Origin of the sequence: Rhodobacter sp. NSM, assembly GCF_052244495.1 — a bacterium.
Taxonomy (GTDB): Bacteria; Pseudomonadota; Alphaproteobacteria; order Rhodobacterales; family Rhodobacteraceae; genus Cereibacter_A.
In genome coordinates this window covers 12,359-30,664 of sequence record NZ_JBQPXH010000012.1, presented here as the reverse complement: position 1 = coordinate 30,664, position 18,306 = coordinate 12,359, and the positions used below count along the sequence as shown (strand labels likewise).

17 protein-coding genes are annotated in these 18,306 nt (G+C 68.0%); 10 read left to right on the top strand and 7 right to left on the bottom strand.

Features of this window, described 5'->3' with window-relative positions:
• Positions 1-122: 122 nt before the first annotated feature.
• Positions 123-572, top strand: a complete 450-nt coding sequence (locus tag ACTVZP_RS17820) for a DUF4177 domain-containing protein (RefSeq protein WP_443213513.1) — start codon at positions 123-125, stop codon at positions 570-572.
• 171 nt (positions 573-743) lie between these two features.
• On the opposite strand, the gene ACTVZP_RS17815 is transcribed toward ACTVZP_RS17820, so the two are convergent.
• From ACTVZP_RS17815 to pepN, 3 genes are all read right to left on the bottom strand, one after another.
• Positions 744-1,847: a pyridoxal phosphate-dependent aminotransferase gene (locus ACTVZP_RS17815; RefSeq protein WP_443213512.1), complete on the bottom strand. Its 1,104-nt coding sequence runs from the start codon at positions 1,845-1,847 to the stop codon at positions 744-746.
• 184 nt (positions 1,848-2,031) lie between these two features.
• A complete protein-coding gene (locus ACTVZP_RS17810) occupies positions 2,032-2,916 on the bottom strand; it encodes a lysophospholipid acyltransferase family protein (RefSeq protein ID WP_443213511.1) in 885 nt (294 codons plus the stop codon).
• Positions 2,917-3,047: 131 nt separating this feature from the next.
• Positions 3,048-5,603 carry an aminopeptidase N gene (pepN, locus tag ACTVZP_RS17805; RefSeq protein WP_443213510.1) on the bottom strand — a complete coding sequence of 852 codons (2,556 nt, stop codon included), beginning with the start codon at positions 5,601-5,603 and terminating at the stop codon, positions 3,048-3,050.
• 384 nt (positions 5,604-5,987) lie between these two features.
• Between pepN and ACTVZP_RS17800 the strand changes: the two genes are divergently transcribed.
• Complete coding sequence (locus ACTVZP_RS17800; RefSeq protein WP_443213509.1) at positions 5,988-8,147, top strand: malate synthase G; 2,160 nt, start codon at positions 5,988-5,990, stop codon at positions 8,145-8,147.
• A 106-nt stretch (positions 8,148-8,253) separates the two neighbouring features.
• On the opposite strand, the gene ACTVZP_RS17795 is transcribed toward ACTVZP_RS17800, so the two are convergent.
• Positions 8,254-8,511 (bottom strand): BolA family protein, encoded by a 258-nt coding sequence (locus tag ACTVZP_RS17795; protein WP_443213508.1) that lies wholly within the window; start codon positions 8,509-8,511, stop codon positions 8,254-8,256.
• Between the two features lie 73 nt (positions 8,512-8,584).
• Here ACTVZP_RS17795 and ACTVZP_RS17790 point away from each other — a divergent pair, with 73 nt between their 5' ends.
• Complete coding sequence (locus ACTVZP_RS17790) at positions 8,585-9,220, top strand: DnaJ domain-containing protein (RefSeq protein ID WP_443213507.1); 636 nt, start codon at positions 8,585-8,587, stop codon at positions 9,218-9,220.
• Between the two features lie 156 nt (positions 9,221-9,376).
• Here the strand turns inward: ACTVZP_RS17790 and msrB are convergent, their stop codons facing one another.
• Positions 9,377-9,847, bottom strand: coding sequence for a peptide-methionine (R)-S-oxide reductase MsrB (msrB, locus tag ACTVZP_RS17785; RefSeq protein ID WP_443213506.1), 471 nt, complete (start codon positions 9,845-9,847; stop codon positions 9,377-9,379).
• 247 nt (positions 9,848-10,094) lie between these two features.
• Between msrB and cobS the strand changes: the two genes are divergently transcribed.
• From cobS to ACTVZP_RS17755, 6 genes are all read left to right on the top strand, one after another.
• Complete coding sequence (gene cobS, locus ACTVZP_RS17780) at positions 10,095-11,132, top strand: cobaltochelatase subunit CobS (protein ID WP_443213505.1); 1,038 nt, start codon at positions 10,095-10,097, stop codon at positions 11,130-11,132.
• Positions 11,129-11,458 carry a hypothetical protein gene (locus ACTVZP_RS17775; protein WP_443213504.1) on the top strand — a complete coding sequence of 110 codons (330 nt, stop codon included), beginning with the start codon at positions 11,129-11,131 and terminating at the stop codon, positions 11,456-11,458. Before cobS ends, ACTVZP_RS17775 begins: the two co-directional genes overlap by 4 nt.
• A 1-nt stretch (position 11,459) precedes the next feature.
• A complete protein-coding gene (locus tag ACTVZP_RS17770; protein WP_443213503.1) occupies positions 11,460-11,789 on the top strand; it encodes a hypothetical protein in 330 nt (109 codons plus the stop codon).
• Positions 11,790-11,831: 42 nt separating this feature from the next.
• Positions 11,832-13,691, top strand: a complete 1,860-nt coding sequence (gene cobT, locus ACTVZP_RS17765; RefSeq protein ID WP_443213502.1) for a cobaltochelatase subunit CobT — start codon at positions 11,832-11,834, stop codon at positions 13,689-13,691.
• Complete coding sequence (locus tag ACTVZP_RS17760; protein WP_443213501.1) at positions 13,691-15,487, top strand: aminopeptidase P family protein; 1,797 nt, start codon at positions 13,691-13,693, stop codon at positions 15,485-15,487. The genes cobT and ACTVZP_RS17760 overlap by 1 nt, the downstream gene beginning before the upstream one ends.
• A gap of 66 nt (positions 15,488-15,553) precedes the next feature.
• The gene (locus ACTVZP_RS17755; protein ID WP_443213500.1) at positions 15,554-15,895 is read left to right on the top strand and encodes a DUF427 domain-containing protein; all 342 of its coding nucleotides are present in this window, start codon (positions 15,554-15,556) and stop codon (positions 15,893-15,895) included.
• 22 nt (positions 15,896-15,917) lie between these two features.
• Here ACTVZP_RS17755 and ACTVZP_RS17750 read toward each other — a convergent pair whose 3' ends face one another.
• Complete coding sequence (locus ACTVZP_RS17750) at positions 15,918-16,346, bottom strand: SufE family protein (protein WP_443213499.1); 429 nt, start codon at positions 16,344-16,346, stop codon at positions 15,918-15,920.
• 128 nt (positions 16,347-16,474) lie between these two features.
• Between ACTVZP_RS17750 and ACTVZP_RS17745 the strand changes: the two genes are divergently transcribed.
• Positions 16,475-16,927, top strand: coding sequence for a hypothetical protein (locus tag ACTVZP_RS17745; protein WP_443213498.1), 453 nt, complete (start codon positions 16,475-16,477; stop codon positions 16,925-16,927).
• Between the two features lie 162 nt (positions 16,928-17,089).
• Here ACTVZP_RS17745 and rnd read toward each other — a convergent pair whose 3' ends face one another.
• Positions 17,090-18,247: a ribonuclease D gene (rnd, locus tag ACTVZP_RS17740; protein WP_443213497.1), complete on the bottom strand. Its 1,158-nt coding sequence runs from the start codon at positions 18,245-18,247 to the stop codon at positions 17,090-17,092.
• Positions 18,248-18,306: the final 59 nt, after the last annotated feature.

The following is an 18,306-nucleotide window of genomic DNA, read 5'->3' as shown; positions in this document are numbered from 1 at the left end:
AGCCACTCCTCCCTTCGCGCTCGGCCATTCGCCGCGCGGTGGACTGCAGGGCCGGTCCTTGGCTCTTGGCAACTGCGTGATCTGTCCTAGACTCGCCTGATAGTCAGCGAGAATTTCAGATCATGACCCGATTCGAATACAAGGTGGTTCCCGCACCGCGGAAAGGCGAGAAGGTGAAGGGGCTGAAGACGCCCTCGGACAGGTTCGCCCATTCCCTCACGCAGGTGATGAACGAACTCGGCCGCGACGGCTGGGAATACATGCGCGCCGAAACCCTGCCCTGCGAGGAGCGCGCGGGTTTCACCGGCAAGACGACCACTTACCAGAACCTGCTGATCTTCCGGCGGTCGGTCGAAGAGGTCTCCTCTGCGGGGTCGCAAGTCGACGAAGAGGGGCTCCCGCCCGACCTTCCCGCCTTCTTCCGGCCCGAACGCGCGACCACGCAGGCGCAACTGGCGGCCACGCTCAATCCCCGCGTGAAGGGTGGGGTCCGGGCCCTTTCGGCGAAGGCACCGCAGGGCCATGCACCGACGGTCGGGCCTGCCCGCGGCGGCGGCCTCGCGGCCGAATAGGCGTCATGCAAGCGCAGCCCGGCAGTTCCACCGGAAGGGGCCTTGCCTTGCGGGAACCGTAGGGGACCGAGCCGCGACGTGCTACTGCGCCGCGCAGGCAGCCGGCGACACGCAAGGGCGTCATCCCCCCTCGGGGATGGCCTGCAACCGGAGCCTGACGCCGCAGCGGGTTCAGCCAGCTGCGGCAAGCGCCTCGGGCAGCGCGAGTGCCAGTGCCTCAAGGTCGACCGCGCGGCCGCAGCTGATCCGGATGCAGCGGTCGTGGGGTGCGACGAAGGGCATCCGCACGAAGATGTCGCGCTCCGACAACTCCTTCAACACCGCCCGGGCGAAGGTTCCGTCGCGACCGCAGTCGATGGTGACGAAATTCGTGGCCGAGGGCAGCGGCTTCAGCCCGCAATCGCGCGCGATCCGGGCGATCTCGTCGCGGGCAAGCACGACCTGCGCACGCACCTGCGCCAGCCAGTCCTGATCCTCGAGCGCGGCAAGGGCACCGGCCTGCGCGATGCGTCCCACGCCGAAATGGTTGCGCACACGGTCAAAGGCCGCAATCAGACCGCGCGCACCGATGGCATATCCCACCCGCAGGCCCGCCATGCCATAGCCTTTCGAGAAGGTGCGGAAGCGGATCACGCGCGGATCCTCCGGGTCGATCTCGGCCTCGGTGCCGTCGGGGGCGAGTTCCACATAGGCCTCGTCGAGCGCGAGCAGCGTCCCGTCCGGCATCGCCTCGATCATCGCCCGGATCGTGGCGGCCGGGTGGTGCGAGCCCATCGGATTGTCCGGATTGGCGATGTAGAGGATCTTCGCCCCGACCTCCCGTGCCCGCGCCACCAGCGCCTCGGGATCCTCATGATCGCCGCCGTAGGGCACCTTGTGGAGCGCGCCACCGAAGCCTGAGACGTGAAAGGCAAAGGTCGGATAGGCGCCCTCCGAGGTCACCACGGGATCGCCTTCCGTCACGAGCAGCCGGACGAGCAGACCCAGCAGCCCGTCGATCCCCTCGCCCACCGTCACCTGATCCGGCGCCACGCCGTGATGGGCGGCAATCGCATGGCGGAGTTCGTGGATCTCGGGGTCGCCATACATCCACACGTCGGACGCGGCGAGCGTCATGGCGGCCACCGCCCGGGGCGAAGGACCGAAGAGGCTCTCATTGGCGCCGAGGCGTGCACGGAACGGACGGCCGCGCGCGCGCTCCTGCGTTTCCGGGCCGACGAAGGGAACGGTGGCGGGCAGGCTCGTGACGAGCGGGGTGTAACGAGGTCCGGTCATGGCGCCGAGTTGAACGCCATCCCGCATGCCGGCGCAAGAGCCGCCTCCATGGCGCGCGAGCGACCACAGCCGCGACAAGAAAGACGCGAGCAGCCCGCCGGGGGCACGGCCGCCGGCGCTCTCATCCTCGTGCGGATCGCAACTGCGTGGCGTCGCTCAGGCTGTCTGTCGAAAGGCCGGGCTCCTATCCCCGTGCGTAGCGGAGCGCTCCGCGCAGGCTCGTCATCTGCAGGATGCTCACTGCCGGCGAATACTGGCCGCCGAGCGCAAGCGTCGCCTCGCGCAGCATCTCGATGCCCTCCTCGGATTTCGAGGGCAGCCGCTCGGCCGGGATGGGCCGGCCCATCGTGATGCGGAACGGCTGGCGGTGCTTGTTCAGCACCTCGTGGAAAAGCGTGATGTCGCGCAGCGTCGGATGGATCAGGTCGAAGAGGTAGAACAGCGTCGAGTTGCGTGCGCGGATGTTCACCGGCACCACCGGCAGGTCGAACTTGCGCGCGATCATGGCGGCCGAGGCCATCCAGGGCCGCTCCATCAGCTTCAGCCCCGTCCGCTTGGCCAGCCGCCCCGAGGGGAAGATCACCCCGAGCCGCCCCGCCTCGATGGCACGACGGGTGTAGTCCATTGTCTCGCGCGTCTTCTGGTGGCTCCGCTTCTCCTGCCGCCACTCCACCGGGCAGATCAGGTTTTCCATCTGCGGCAGCACCCGCAGGATGTCGCGGTTGGCGTAGAAGAAAAGGTCGGGCCGCAGCGGCGCGAGGACATGGTGCAGGATCACCCCGTCAGCGATGCCGGTCGGATGATTGCAGACGACGAGCGCCGGCCCGTTGCGCGGCAGGTTCTCGAGGCCCGTCGCCTCGACGTCGCGGGCGATCATCTCGGCCACGCGGCGCATGATGTCGGGCGTGGCGTCGTCCTGCAGCCGCTCGCCGATCTCGACAGTCTTGTGGTAGCCCAGAACGCGGGTCAGCACCCTCCGCGACAGTTCGTGATGCGGCCTGCCCGAGAAAAGCCACGGCGCGCGTTCCTCGATGAGGGGATCGATTCGGGACTGCATCATGCGCGACATCACGGGCCTCCAGCTCTCGCGTGACATGAGGCAGGGTCCGTTCCGTCGGCAAGCGCCGGCCTTCGCATCCCTTCGCTCTCGGCGGTCATCCGCCTGTCAGAACGCCCGTTTCGGCCCAAGGTTCCCCTCCCTCATCCGTGCCTCATCCGCCCTGCCATCTCGCCTAGATCACGGCTCAGGCCGCCGGTCCCAAGGATCCGGTCGAGCTCGGTCAGGATCATGGTCTGCCGGTCGACGTCATAGCGCGCCCAGGTCTCGAAGGCGGTCGACATGCGCGCGGCCGTTTGCGGATTGAGCGGATCGAGCCGGATCAGCCAGTCGGCCAGCAGCCGGTATCCCGCGCCCGAGACATGGTGGAAGCCCGCGTGGTTCGCCGACAGCGCCCCGATGACCGAGCGGAAGCGGTTGGGGTTCTTCCAGTCGAAGGCCGGATGTGCCGTCAGCCGCTCGACGGTCGCCGCGGTCTGCTCCGGCGCGGCATGCAGGATCTGCATCGAGAACCACTTGTCCATCACCAGCCGGTCGCGTCCCCAGCGCGTCTCGAAAAGGCCGAGTTCCTCCTGTCCGCGCCCGATCTCGAGGAGGCAGCCGAGGGCGCCCACCTCCTCCGTCATGTTGTTCGCGGCGCGGAAGGCGGCCTCGGCCTGCGCGCCGCCATCGCGGCGGGTGACGAGCGCAAGCGCGGCCAGCCTCAGGGCGCGCCGCCCCGCGGCCCGCGCCTCGGGCGAGAAGGGACCGGGCTCTGCCAGCGCCTCGATGAGCGGGCCGAGCAGCGGCTCGAGCCGCTCGGCCAGCGCCGTCGCCATCCGTTCGCGCGCGGCATGAATGCGCGCGGGGTCGGGAACGTGACCCGCGGCATGCAGCGTCTGGGCCATGTCGTCCTCGCCCGGCAGGCGGAGGGCCAGCGCACGGAACGCGGGGTCGAGCGCGTCGTCCACCGCCACCCGGGCCAGCGCATCCAGCCAGTCCGGCCCGGGCTGTGCCCCTTCCGTCACCATCCGCGCCAGCACGTCCTTGGCCAGTGCGCGGCCCGCCTCCCACTTGTTGAACGGATCCGTGTCATGGGCGAGCAGGAAGGCGCGTTCCTCGGGCGAGGTCTCGCGCTCGAGCACCACGGGGGCCGAGAAGCCGCGCAGGATGGAGGGCACCGGCCGGCTCGCCAGCCCGTCGAAGCTGAAGCTCTGCCGCGGCTCGGTCATCTCGAGGACGGTCGTCGGCACCACCTCGTCGCCGTTGGGGTTCAGCAGCCCCACCGCGATCGGGATGACCTTCGGCCGCTTGACGGGCTGGCCGGGCGTCGGCGGGTTCATCTGCTCGACCTCGAGCGTGTAGCGCCCGTCCTCGAAACGGTCGCTGACCTTCAGGCGAGGCGTGCCGGCCTCGGAATACCAGAGCTTGAACTGCGAGAGGTCGCGGCCCGTCGCGTCCTCGAAGACCTTCAGCCAGTCCTCGATGGTGGCCGCCTCTCCGTCGTGCCGCTGGAAATAGAGGTCGAGCGCGCGGGCATAGCCCTCGTCGCCGACGAGACGCTTGAGCATGCCGATCACCTCGGCGCCCTTCTCGTAGACGGTCGCGGTGTAGAAGTTGTTGATCTCGATGTATTCCTCGGGGCGGACGGGATGGGCCAGCGGCCCGTTATCCTCGCGGAACTGCCGGGCGCGCAGCGTCAGCACGTCCTCGATCCGCTTCACCGCGGCCGACCGCATGTCCGAGCTGAACTGCTGGTCGCGGAAGACCGTCAGCCCCTCCTTCAGGCAGAGCTGGAACCAGTCGCGGCAGGTGATCCGGTTGCCGGTCCAGTTGTGGAAGTATTCATGCGCGATGATCGCCTCGATCCGGGCGAAGTCGTCGTCGGTCGCGGTCTCGGGCAGGGCCAGCACATACTTCGAGTTGAAGATGTTCAGCCCCTTGTTCTCCATCGCGCCCATGTTGAAGTCGTCCACGGCAACGATGTTGAACACGTCGAGGTCGTATTCGCGGCCATAGGTCTCCTCGTCCCAGCGCATCGAGCGGATCAGGCTGTCCATCGCATAGGCGCAGCGGGCCTCGTCGCCCGGGCGCACCCAGATGTTCAGCGCGACGTCCCGGCCCGACTTCGTGGTGAAGCCCGAGCTGTGCGCCACGAGGTCGCCCGCCACCAGCGCGAAAAGATACGAGGGCTTCGGCCAGGGATCGTGCCATTCGGCCCAGCCGGGCCCGGAGGCAATCTCGTTGCCGTTCGACAGCAGCACCGGCAGGTCGCTTTCGATGCGCACGCGGAACGGGGCCATCACGTCGGGCCGGTCCGGATAGAAGGTGATCTTGCGGAAGCCTTCCGCCTCGCACTGGGTGCAATACATGCCATTCGACATGTAGAGCCCCTCAAGCGCCGTATTGGCGGCCGGGTCGATCTCCACTTCCGCCGCGAAGGTGAAGGGGCCGTTGGGCAGGATCCGGGCCGGCAGGCTCAGCCCGGTCGCATCCGGCTGCGCCGTCACGGCCACTCCGTCGATGCGCGCTTCGACAAGCGTCAGCCCCTCGCCGTCCAGCCGCAGGTCCTGAGGGCCCGGCCGGGCCGGGTTCGGCCGGAAGCGGATCTCGGACAGCACGCGTGTCTGCCCGGGAGTCAGGCGGAAGGTAAGGGTGACGGCATCGACGAGATGGCTGGGGGGAAGGTAATCGGCGAGGCGGATCGGCATTTCGGTCATGATCTTCTCCTGGACCTTCAGCCTAGTCCGCGCCACGCCGCGTGCAAGGCCCGCCGCACAGGATCGGCAAGGTCGCAGGATGATGATCCCGTCCGGTTTCAGGAAGGTGACAGCGCCCCGACCTGGGCTGCGGCGTGCCGGCGCGCCCGGAAGGCCGCGCATCCGCTCAGCCGGGCCTGCTCGGGCAGGAAGCGGTCATCCGTGATCTGGCAAGGACGTCATGGGCTGCCCGAGATGCCGGCGACCGCCGCTGCGCGCGCCATAGCGATCCCGTCTTTTGCAGCCACCGCGAGAGGGATTGGTCATCTTTGCTGACCAGAACATTGAATGTTGCCGCATTTCTTCGTATTGCTGCGACAGATTGTCCTCAGCGGGAGTGGTGCCTTGACCGATCGGATCGAGAAGCAGGGGTTGCAGGTCGACGTTCGTCTCGCCGAATTCGTCACGCGCGAGGCTCTCCCGGGCACGGGCGTCAGCGAAGAGGTCTTCTGGGGCGAACTGGCCCGGATGACGGCCGAACTCGGACCCCGCAACCGCGAGCTGCTTGATCGGCGCGCGGGCTTGCAGGCGCAGATCGACGACTGGCACCGCGAGCACCGCGGCCGGAAAGCCAGCCCCGACGACTACATGAGCTTCCTGCGCGAGATCGGCTATCTCCTGCCAGAGGGGCCGGATTTCATGATCGAGACGACCGGCGTCGATCCCGAGATTGCCGAGGTCGCCGGGCCGCAACTCGTCGTGCCGGTGATGAACGCGCGCTACGCGCTGAACGCCGCCAATGCGCGCTGGGGATCGCTCTATGACGCGCTCTACGGAACCGATGCGCTTGGCGACCTGCCGCCCGACGGCAGCTTCGACGCGGAGCGTGGGACCCGCGTCATCGCCTGGGGGCGCAGGTTCCTGGACGAGGTGGCGCCGCTCGCCGAAGGAAGCCATGCGGCGGTGGAGCGATACAACGTCGAAGGCGGCGCGCTCGTGCCGGCGCTGAAGGATCCGGCTCAGTTCGCAGGTTACACGGGGACCCAGGATGCGCCTTCCGGGATCCTGCTGAGGAACAACGGGCTGCACGTGATCCTGGAGATCGACGGCGCCCACCGGATCGGCGCGACCGACCGGGCGGGCGTGGCCGACATCCGGATGGAGGCCGCGCTGTCTGCGATCATGGATTGCGAGGATTCGATCGCGGCCGTGGATGGCGAGGACAAGGCGCTGGCCTATGCCAACTGGCTGGGGCTGATGCGCGGCGACCTGCGCGAGGCGATCTCGAAATCCGGGCGCATGTTCGTGCGCGAGCTGGCGCCAGACCTCGAGTTCTCTTCGCCCGACGGCGGCACCCTGACCCTGAAGGGGCGCGCGCTGATGCTGGTGCGCAACGTGGGGCACCTGATGACCACGCCCGCGGTTCTGGATGCCGAGGGCGCCGAGATCTTCGAGGGCATGCTCGATGCCTTCGCGACCACGCTCTGCGCCATGCACGACCTGCAGAAGACGGAGGGGCCCCGCAATTCGGTCGCCGGTTCGATCTATGTCGTGAAGCCGAAGATGCACGGGCCCGAAGAGGTGGCTTTCGCCGACGAGATCTTCACCCGCGTCGAGGCGGCGCTCGGCCTGCCGCGCAACACGGTCAAGCTCGGCATCATGGACGAGGAGCGGCGCACCTCGGTCAACCTCAAGGAGTGCATTCGGGCCGCAAGGCATCGGGTGGCCTTCATCAACACGGGCTTCCTCGACCGCACCGGCGACGAGATCGTCACCGGCATGGAAGCCGGGCCGATGGTCAAGAAGGGCGACATGAAGGCGTCGCGCTGGATCGCCTCCTACGAGGACCGGAACGTGGACATCGGCCTTGCCTGCGGGCTGCGCGGCCGGGCGCAGATCGGCAAGGGCATGTGGGCCATGCCCGACCGGATGGCCGAGATGCTGGCCACCAAGATCGCCCATCCCCGGGCGGGAGCGAACTGCGCCTGGGTGCCTTCGCCCACGGCGGCGACGCTTCACGCCACGCATTACCATCAGGTGGACGTCAAGGCCCGCCAGGAAGAGATCGCGGCCGGCGGACCGCGTGGCAGCCTCGCCGACCTGCTGACCCTGCCGGTGGCCGAGGGGGTGAACTGGTCGGATGCCGAGCTTCGCCAGGAGATCGAGAACAACGCCCAGGGCATCCTCGGCTATGTCGTGCGCTGGGTCGATCAGGGCGTCGGATGCTCGAAGGTGCCGGACATCAACGACGTGGGCCTGATGGAGGATCGCGCCACCTGCCGGATCTCGAGCCAGGCGCTGGTCAACTGGCTGCACCACGGCGTCGTCTCCGAGGAGCAGGTGATGACCGCGCTGAAGAAGATGGCAGCGGTGGTGGACCAGCAGAATGCCGAGGACCCGGCCTACCGCCCGATGGCGCCGGACTTCGATGGCGCGGCCTTCCAGGCAGCCTGCGACCTCGTCTTCAAGGGACGTGAGCAGCCATCGGGCTACACGGAGCCGGTGCTCCACGCCCGCCGGCTGCAGGTGAAGGCCGAACGGACGCCGCAGGTCAGCCGGAGCTGACCGGGCGCGCCGCCCCCCGCAACGGCGACACGGCCTCTGTCATTCTTCCCCCAGTGTGCATCCGGCGGCGGCAACGGCCACGCCGCCGGACCTGCACGGGCCGGCCTCAGCCGTCGAGGTCGAGCGCCAGCGCGTGGATGCGCCCCACCAGATCCTGACCCAGCGCCGCATGGACTGCGCGATGCCGTTCGAGCCGGCTTTTGCCCGCCATCGCTCCGGCCCGCATCCTCACGCGAAAGTGCGTCTCGCCTTCCTCGCGCCAGCCGCCGTGACCGCGGTGTTTCTCGCTTTCGTCCACGACTTCAAGCTCGTTCGGTGAGAAGGCCGCCTTCAGCCGATCACGAATTTCCTCGACGACACCCATCCTGCGCCTTCCCCTCTTCAATCCCGCGCACAAACCCCTAAACTCACGCCTCCGAGTCGGAAAGGCAGAAGAGATGACCAACCGCCCCCCCTTCGAATTCGACATCCGGGTGTCCTCGGACAAGAAGCGGCGCAAGACCGGGCGGCGGGGAATGTCGGGCGCCTTCGAGACGTCGAACCGTCAATGCGAGTATCCGGGCTGCGCCGAGGCAGGGGTTTACCGGGCTCCGAAATCACCGGACCTGCTCGACGAGTTCTTCTGGTTCTGCAAGGACCATGTCCGCGAGTACAACCTCAAGTGGAACTTCTTCCAGGGCTCGGGCGAGGAAGAGATCAAGCGCATCCTCGAGAAGGATCGCCTCTGGGGACGCGAGACCCAGCCCTTCGGCAAGCGCCCCGACGAGGGCCGCGTCTGGTCGCGTCTGGGCGTCAGCGACCCGATGGAGATCTTGGGCGAGAAGGCGACGCAGAACCCCGGCAAGGTGGCCACCACCGCCACGCGCAAGCTTCCGCCGACCGAGCGGAAGGCGCTCGAGATCCTCGATGCCCGCGACACCTGGACGAAGGTCGAGATCCGCAAGCAATACAAGAGCCTCGTCAAGGATCTGCACCCGGACATGAACGGCGGCAACCGCGCCGACGAGGACCGCCTGCAGGAGGTCGTCTGGGCCTGGGACCAGATCAAGGACAGCCGCTACTTCAGGGACTGATCCGGACCGGCAGCAGGCGTTGCGCCTGCACCTCCGGCAGCGCAGCGCCGTCTGACGCGAGGCGATGGCCCCTTACCCGGCCCTGCCGGCGGAAACGGGCGGCTCACGGACGATCCCCCGGCCGATGCGCTGGAGGAGTCCAAGGCGGCGGGACCGTCAGGCCGGCTCGAAGGTCAGCGCCACCCCGTTCAGGCAGTGCCGCTTTCCGGTCGGCTCCGGCCCATCGTCGAAGATGTGACCGAGGTGCCCGCCACATCGGCGGCAATGGACCTCGGTCCTCGGGATGATCAGCTTCCAGTCGCGCTTCGTCGCCACCGCCTCGGGCAGCGCCTGCCAGAAGGACGGCCAGCCCGTTCCGCTCTCGAACTTCGTCTCGGACGAATAGAGCGGCAGCTCGCATCCCTTGCAGTGATAGACGCCCGCCCGATGCTCGTCGTTCAGCGGACTCGAGAAGGCACGCTCGGTCGCCTCCTGCCGCAGGACGGCAAAGGCCTCGGGAGAAAGGCGGCGACGCCATTCGGCCTCGCTGAGGGTGACCTCGAAGGTCTCGGCGGCCCTCATCCGGCCCGGCAGGACCGAGAGGCCTGCCGCGAGGCCCGAAAGGCCCACGAAGGTCCGGCGCAGCATGGTCTCCTCCTTTCGCAACAACGATTCCTAGCTTCAGAGATAGGGGCGCAAGCCGCGGTCTGCACCCCCATGCGCCGACGCGGATGACCTGTCGTCACCGACGCCGCACCCGTCCCTGGCCAGGCGCCTCGGGGGCGAGAGCCGTCAAGGGACGGTTGAGGGACGCATTGCGAGCGGCGGGATACGCCCCGCGGACGTGGTCGAGGCGCCGCTGCCGGGACCCCTTCCCCTTGCAGGCCCCCAAGATATGTTTCATCAAAGACCGGGCGTGCGCCGGAAAGGCGCCCGAAGCGGAAACAAGGCGGACGGAATGCTGGACATGACTGTGAAACCCACCGAGGAAATTTCCGTTCGCGAAACCTTCGGCATCGACACCGACATGAAGGTGAAGGGTTTTGCCGAGCGTGCCGAGCGGGTCCCCGATCTCGACCCGACCTACAAGTTCGATGCGGACACCACGCTCGCGATCCTTGCAGGCTTCGCCTACAACCGGCGCGTCATGATCCAGGGCTATCACGGCACCGGGAAGTCCACGCACATCGAGCAGGTGGCCAGTCGCCTCAACTGGCCCTGCGTTCGCGTGAACCTCGACAGCCACGTCAGCCGGATCGACCTGATCGGCAAGGATGCAATCAAGCTCGTGGACGGCAAGCAGGTCACGACCTTCCAGGAAGGCATCCTGCCCTGGGCGCTCCGGAACCCCTGCGCCATCGTCTTCGACGAATACGACGCCGGCCGCGCCGATGTGATGTTCGTGATCCAGCGCGTGCTCGAGACCGACGGCAAGCTCACGCTCCTCGATCAGAACGAGGTCATCACGCCCCACCCGTGCTTCCGGCTGTTCGCGACCGCAAACACCGTGGGCCTCGGCGACACGACCGGCCTCTACCACGGCACCCAGCAGATCAACCAGGGCCAGATGGACCGCTGGTCGCTGGTGGCCACGCTCAACTACCTCAGCCATGATGCCGAGGTGGCGATCGTCCTGTCGAAGAACCCGCATTACAACACCGAGAAGGGCCGCAAGCAGATCAGCCAGATGGTCACGGTGGCGGATCTCACGCGGACGGCCTTCATGAACGGCGATCTTTCGACGGTAATGAGCCCGCGGACGGTGATCTCCTGGGCGCAGAACGCCGAGATCTTCCGCAATGTGGGCTATGCGTTCCGGCTGACCTTCCTGAACAAGTGCGACGAACTCGAGCGCCAGACCGTGGCCGAGTTCTACCAGCGCTGCTTCAACGAGGAACTGCCCGAAAGCGCTGCGTCGCAGGCCATGAGATGACGGTCGCGGCGCTTGCCGGGCGCATCGCCGACTGCGAGGCGGCGCGGACGCGGGCCAGGCGCCAGCTTCTGTTCCTCGCCCCGGTGCTGGCGCTGACCGGCGCGCTGCTGGGCCTGTTGCTGTTTGGCAGCGTCCGGAATGCGGCCGCGCTCGCGGTGGTGGGCGCGACCTTTGGCGCCGCCAGCGCCGTTGTCGTGCTGGTCTCGACGCGCCGCAGGCTGGCGCGGCTCGAGGCCGATCAGCCTGCCCTCTTTGCCGAGGCGCTCGAGCGTTACCGGATGGTTTCGGCGACGGAGCGCGCCTCGCGCTACAAGCTTTTCTGCTGAAATGGATCAGGCCGAGATCGCCGAGCGGCTGGCCCGTCTGCACAGCGTGATCGACGGCACGCGGCGCCGCGACCGGCTCCTGTTGCTGGCGGCAGGCGGCTCGGCTGCATTCGCTGCGTGGCTGGCCGCGGCCGACGGCGTCTGGATCCTTGCCTGCGGGCTCGGCGGCCTTGTTGCTGCGGCGGCGCCCCTCTCTCTGCGCCGCCTGCGGGCCCAGCGCCAGCGCGCCGCGCTGGAGCGCGCCTATCCCGAGCAGGTTGCCCTCGCCATGGACCGCTACCGCCTGGCCTGCGCGACCGCCCGCGCCGAACGGTGGAAGCTCTTCCGCTGACGCCCCTTGCCGGCGCCCTGCCCCGGTGCTTTATCTGAAGCCATGAGCAAGCCCAGCGACAATCCCGCCGATCCGTTCAAGAAGGCCCTTGCCGAGGCGACGAAGACGCTCGCCGACGATCCGGACATGACGGTAACCTTCACGGTCGATCCTGCGGGCATGAACCGCGACGGAATGCGGCTGCCGCAGGTCAGCCGCCGGATGACGCGAGACGAGGTGCTGCTTGCGCGCGGGACGGCCGATGCCTTCGCACTCCGGCGGCGCTATCACGATGACGCGGTGTCCGCCCGCTACCTGCCGCAAGGCCAGATGGCGCGCGAGATCTACGACGCGATGGAAACGGCGCGATGCGAGGCGGTGGGCGCGCAGACCATGCCCGGTACCGCCGGCAACATCGACGCCCGCATTGGCCACGAGGCCGAGCGCCGCGGCTACGGGCAGATCACGCAAGCCGCCGATGCACCGCTTGCGACGGCCGCGGGCTATCTGGTGCGCCACCTCGCGACGGGCCGATCGCTGCCCGGAGGCGCCGACAACGTGATGCAGCTGTGGCGTGGCTTCATCGAGCAGCAGGCCGGTGGCACTCTGCAGGATCTCGGCGAGGTGCTGGGCGATCAGGCGGCCTTCGCGAGGTTCGCGCGGAAGGTGATCTCGGACCTTGGATATGGCGACCAGCTCGGCGACGATCCCGATACGGACGAGCAGGACGACGCCGGCGAGGATGCCGAGACGACCGAGGACGAGTCCCAGAGCCAGGGCGAGGACGACTCCGAGGAATCGCCCGAGGCGCAGCCCGAGCGCAGCCAGGAAGAGCAGCACGATCCGAGCCAGGCGCAGGTCTCGATGGAAGACCAGCCCGATGCCGACCAGGGCGAGGAGGTGGAGCTTCCGGACGGCGAGGCGCCGCTGGAGCCCCCTCCCCCGGCGCCCCATTCCGAGGCAGACCCCGCCTACATCGTCTTCACCACCGATTTCGACGAGGAGATCCGCGCCGAGGATCTGGCCGAGCCTGCCGAGCTCGAACGGCTGCGGGCCTATCTCGACCAGCAGCTCGAGCCGCTGAAGGGCGCGGTGAGCCGGCTGGCAAACAAGCTGCAGCGCCGGCTTCAGGCGCAGCAGAACCGGAGCTGGGAGTTCGACCGAGAGGAAGGCATCCTCGATGCCGGCCGCCTGGCGCGCGTGGTGGCCAATCCCACCACGCCGCTGTCGTTCAAGGTCGAGAAGGACACCGAGTTCCGCGACACCTGCGTGACGCTGCTCCTCGACAATTCCGGCTCGATGCGCGGCCGGCCGATCTCGATTGCCGCCATCTGTGCCGACGTGCTGGCGCGAACGCTGGAACGCTGCCAGGTCAAGGTCGAGATCCTGGGCTTCACGACCCGCGCCTGGAAGGGCGGACAATGCCGCGAGAAGTGGCTGGCCGCGGGCCGGCCCCAGCAGCCGGGGCGGCTGAACGACCTGCGCCACATCGTCTACAAGGGGGCGGACGCGCCCTGGCGCCGCGCGCGGGAAAATCTCGGTCTGATGATGAAAGAAGGGCTCCTCAAGGAGAACATCGACGGCGAGGCGTTGGAATGGGCGCACCGCCGGCTGAGCCACCGCGCCGAGGCCCGCAAGATCCTGATGGTGATCTCGGACGGCGCGCCGGTGGACGATTCGACCCTGTCGGTGAATCCGGCAAGCTATCTTGAAAAACATCTTCGCGACGTGATTTCGATGGTCGAGCGCAAGCGGCAGGTGGAGCTCATCGCCATCGGCATCGGCCATGACGTGACGCGCTACTATGCGCGCGCCGTCACGATCACCGACGTGGAGCAACTGGCGGGCGCCATGACCGAGCAGCTCGCCTCCCTATTCGACGCCGATCCGAAGAAGCGCGTCGGCAAACGGCGGGTGGCCTGATGTTCCAGACGTTCCATGCGACTTCCTCCCCGGCCCAGGGGCCGGCCCGGCTTGCGGCGCTCAGGGCGGCCCTCGCGGCAGATGGGCTTTCGGGCTTCATTGTCCCGCGCTCGGACGCGCATCAGGGCGAATACGTCGCTGCCCGCGACGAGCGGCTGCAGTGGCTTACCGGCTTCACCGGATCCGCCGGATTTTGCATCGTCCTGCCCGACGCGGCCGGGGTCTTCATCGACGGCCGCTACCGTGTCCAGGTCAAGCACCAGGTCGATACGGGACATTTCGTGCCGGTGCCCTGGCCCGAGGTGCAGCCCGGCGAATGGCTGCGTGAAAAACTTTCACAAGGCACCGTCGGCTTCGATCCCTGGCTTCACACCGCCGATGAGATCGCGCGGCTGGAAGCGGCGCTTTCGGGGTCGGGCATCGTCCTGCGGCCTGTCGAGAATCCGGTTGACGGGATCTGGCCCGATCAGCCCGAGCCGCCTCTGGGCCGCGCCTTCATCCATCCGGACGAGCGTGCAGGCGAGACCAGCGAGGCGAAGCGCCAACGTCTGGCGGAGGGTCTGCGCACAGCGGGTCGACAGGCGGCTGTCCTGACCCTGCCCGATTCGATCTGCTGGCTGCTGAACATCCGGGGCGCCGACGTGCCGCGCAATCCGGTGCTCCACGCCTTCGCGGTGCTGCACGACGACGGGCGCGTGACGCTCTACACCGAAGACAGCAAGTTTGACGAGCCGACCAGGGCCCATCTGGGCGAGCATGTGACACTGCGGCCCCCGGCAGCCTTCGTGCCGGGCCTGCGCACCCTTCAGGGCCCTGTGCAGGTCGACCGAAAGACCGCCCCGCTCGCCGTGACGCTCGAACTGCACGATGCCGGGATCGAGGTGGCGGAAGGCGACGATCCCTGCCGCCTGCCCAAGGCCTGCAAGACGGAAGCCGAAATCGCGGGCATGCGCGACGCGCATCTCCGGGATGGGGCGGCGATGGTCGAGTTCCTCTGTTGGCTCGATGCCGAGGCGCCGTCCGGCGGCCTCACGGAGATTGACGTCGTGACGGCGCTGGAGGGCTTCCGTCGCGCCACCAACGCGCTGCACGACATCAGCTTCGACACGATCTGCGGAGCCGGACCGAACGGCGCCATCATGCATTACCGCGTGACCGACGGCTCGAACCGGCAAGTCGGGCAGGACGAGCTGCTGCTCGTCGACTCGGGCGCACAATACGCCGATGGCACGACCGACATCACCCGCACGATTGCCGTGGGGGATCCGGGCGAGGAGGCGCGTGAATGCTACACCCGCGTCCTGCAGGGCCTCATCGCCATCAGTCGTGTCCGCTGGCCGAAGGGCCTTGCCGGGCGCGATCTCGATCCGCTCGCCCGCTATCCGCTCTGGATAGCGGGGCAGGATTTCGACCACGGCACCGGCCACGGCGTGGGCGCTTTCCTGTCCGTGCATGAGGGGCCGCAGCGGCTTTCGCGGATCTCCGAGGTCCCGCTCGAGCCCGGGATGATTCTCTCGAACGAGCCGGGCTACTACCGCGAGGGCGCCTTCGGCATCCGGCTGGAGAACCTCATCGTCGTGAAGGAGGCCGCCCCGCTGGGCGACGATCGCAAGCAACTGGCCTTCGAGACGCTGACCTTCGTGCCGTTCGACCGGCGCCTGATCCTGGTCGACCGGCTTGCGCCGGGAGAGCGGGAATGGCTGGACGCCTATCATGCGGACGTTATCGCGAAGATAGGTATGCGCCTGTCGTCAGGCGCGCGCGAGTGGCTTGGCAAGGTGGCTGCGCCTCTTTGACCTCTTGCCCGAAGGCCTGCGCGGCGGCATGATTTGCTGCGTTGCAGCACAGTGAGGGACTCTCCGATGAACGATCACATTCACCTGCGCAAGGCCGAAGGCAAATGGGTCATCCGGACGGATTCGGCTGTTCTGGGCGAAACCCTCAATGCCATCGAACTGACAGAAGGCACGCGAGAGCCGGTGATCTACTTCCCGCGTGAGGACGTGGCGATGGTGATGTTCGACAAGAGCGAGAAGAAGACCACCTGCCCCTTCAAGGGCGAGGCCAGCTACTTCTCGATCGTCGGCGCGAACGGCACCCTGCGGGACGCCGCCTGGTCCTACGAATCGCCGAAGAAGGGGCTCGAATCGATCGCCGGCTATCTCGCCTTCGCGCCCGAGTTCACGAAGGTCGGCCAGTACTGAGGGATCGGGAAGCCGTCTCCGCTCAGGCGGCTGCAGCCTCGGCCGAGACGCGGCGGATGCGGTCGACCATCGCGCGCAGGCCGTTCGACCGCTGCGAGGACAGGTGCTGATCCAGCCCGAGCCGCGCCAGTTCGGCCGGCGCGTCCACCTTTGCCACCTCGGCCACCGTCAGACCGGAATAGAGCGCGTGCAGCACCGCAATGAGGCCGCGCACGATCATCGCGTCGCTGTCGCCATGAAAGTCGAAGCGCGCGGCACCGCCCTCGCCCTCGATGACCGGCCGGATCCAGACCTGGCTGGCGCAGCCCTCGACCTTCGTCGAGGGCACCTTGAAGGCGTCGTCCAGCGGCGGCATCGCCTTGCCGAGCTCGATCACATGCCGATACCGGTCCTCCCAGTCGTCGAGGAAGTCGAACGTCTCGGCAATGTCTTCGAAGGCTTCGGTGGCCATGGTCCTCTCCGTCTCTGAGCCAGAGGTAGCCCCTCGCCCACGCAAGGTCCAGCCCTGCGCGCCCGCGCTTTCCAAAGCGCGCGGCATCGGCTAGCCAATGGGCAGAGAACGATGCGAGGGATGAAGGAATGAGACGACCGCTGCTCGTGGGGCTCACGCTGGTCCTGTCACTCGGGGCCTGCGGCTCGCGCCTCAACCCGCTGAACTGGTTCGGCGGGTCGGAGCCCGCGCCGTCCGTGCTGGCACCGACGGACCTGCCGAGCACCGCGCCCGACACGCGACCGCTGATGGCGCAGGTGATCTCGCTCGATGTGGAGCAGAACCGCGGCGGCGCCGTGGTGCGCGCCGTGGGCGTGCCGCCGACGCAGGGCTACTGGGATGCCGAGCTTGTGGCGCGGCCGGTTGAAAACGGGGTGATCACCTACGAGTTCCGTGCCCTGCCCCCGCCTCAGGGCGGCGATGTCTCGACCCAGGCCTCGCGCGAGGTGACGGTCGGAGCGTATCTGACGGCCTATCAGCTCCGGTCGATCAGCCAGATCACCGTGGTGGCAGCGGGCAACGCCCTCACCAGCCGGCGCTGAGCGAAGGCTGCGCCGGTCCCGGCGCACCCGCCATGCGGCCCTTTTGTAGGGTTGTGGTGCCGCGCCGTCGCAGAACCACGCTCCGCCCGACCGGCGCCATGCGGGTCGGGCGGGCGGGATCGGACAATCGGAGTGGCTACGCGCGCGAACAGCCTCGCAGCGTCAGAGCTTCACCACGCGCACGTCATTGCCCTTGGCCGAAAGCGCGATCTCGCCCCGGCAGAGGCGCAGGGCGTCGGCGCCAAAGGCCTCGAGACGCCAGCCCTTGAGCGTCGGCAGGTCGCGCTCGCCCGCGGCGATGGCATCGAGATCGGCGGCCGAGGCGATCAGGCGCGCGGCGACGCCGAGGCTCTCGGACTTGGCCTTCAGCAGCACCCGCAGGAGATCGGCAAGCGCCGGATTCACCTGAAGCTGCTCGCGAGAGAGGTCGGGCTTCGGCAGGTCCTCGGCCCGCACCTCCGTGCCTGCCTTGACGGCAGCGAGGATGCCCTCGGCGATATCGCCCCGCCGCCCCTCGCGCAGAAGGAGCCTCGAGCGGCCCAGTTCCTCGGAATTGGCGGGCCTTGTCGAGGCGATCTCGAGCAGTGCGTCGTCCTTCATCACGCGCGACCGCGGGACGTTGTTCTTCTGCGCATATTCCTCGCGGAACCGGGCGAGTTCCTTCACCACGGCAAGGAAGCGGCCCGAGGTCGTGCGCGTCTTGATCCGCAGCCAGGCCTCTTCGGGTCGGACCGTGTAGGTCTCGGGATCCGTCAGGATCGCAAGCTCTTCCTCGACCCATTTCTGCCGGCCGTTCTTCTCGATCTGCGCCGAGAGCCATTCGTAGATCACCCGCAGATGCGTGACGTCGGCGATGGCGTAGGTCTTTTGCGCCTCGCTCAGCGGACGCCGCGACCAGTCGGTGAAGCGCGAGGTCTTGTCGAGCTGCTCGCGCGCGATCTTCTTGACCAGCGTCTCATAGCCCACCTGCTCGCCGAAGCCGCAGACCATGGCGGCGACCTGCGTGTCGAAGAGCGGCGTGGGGAAGGTCCGCCCCTCGACGAAGAAGATCTCGAGATCCTGCCGCGCGGCGTGGAACACCTTCACCGTCGGCTCGTGCCGGAAGAGGTCGTAGAGCGGCTCGAGCGACATCTCCGGCCCCTCGACCGGATCCACCAGCACAGCTTCGCCATCCTTGCCCGGCAGGGCCATCTGGATCAGACAGAGCTTCGACCAGTAGGTGCGCTCTCGCAGGAATTCCGTGTCGATCGTGACATAGGGAGCGGTCTTGGCGGCCGCGCAAAAGGCGGCCAGCGCCTCGGTGGTGGTGATCGTCTGCATCCAGATCCCGCGTCTCGGGGTTCATGCGGGTTCGTCCCGCGCTTCCGCTATAGGCGGCG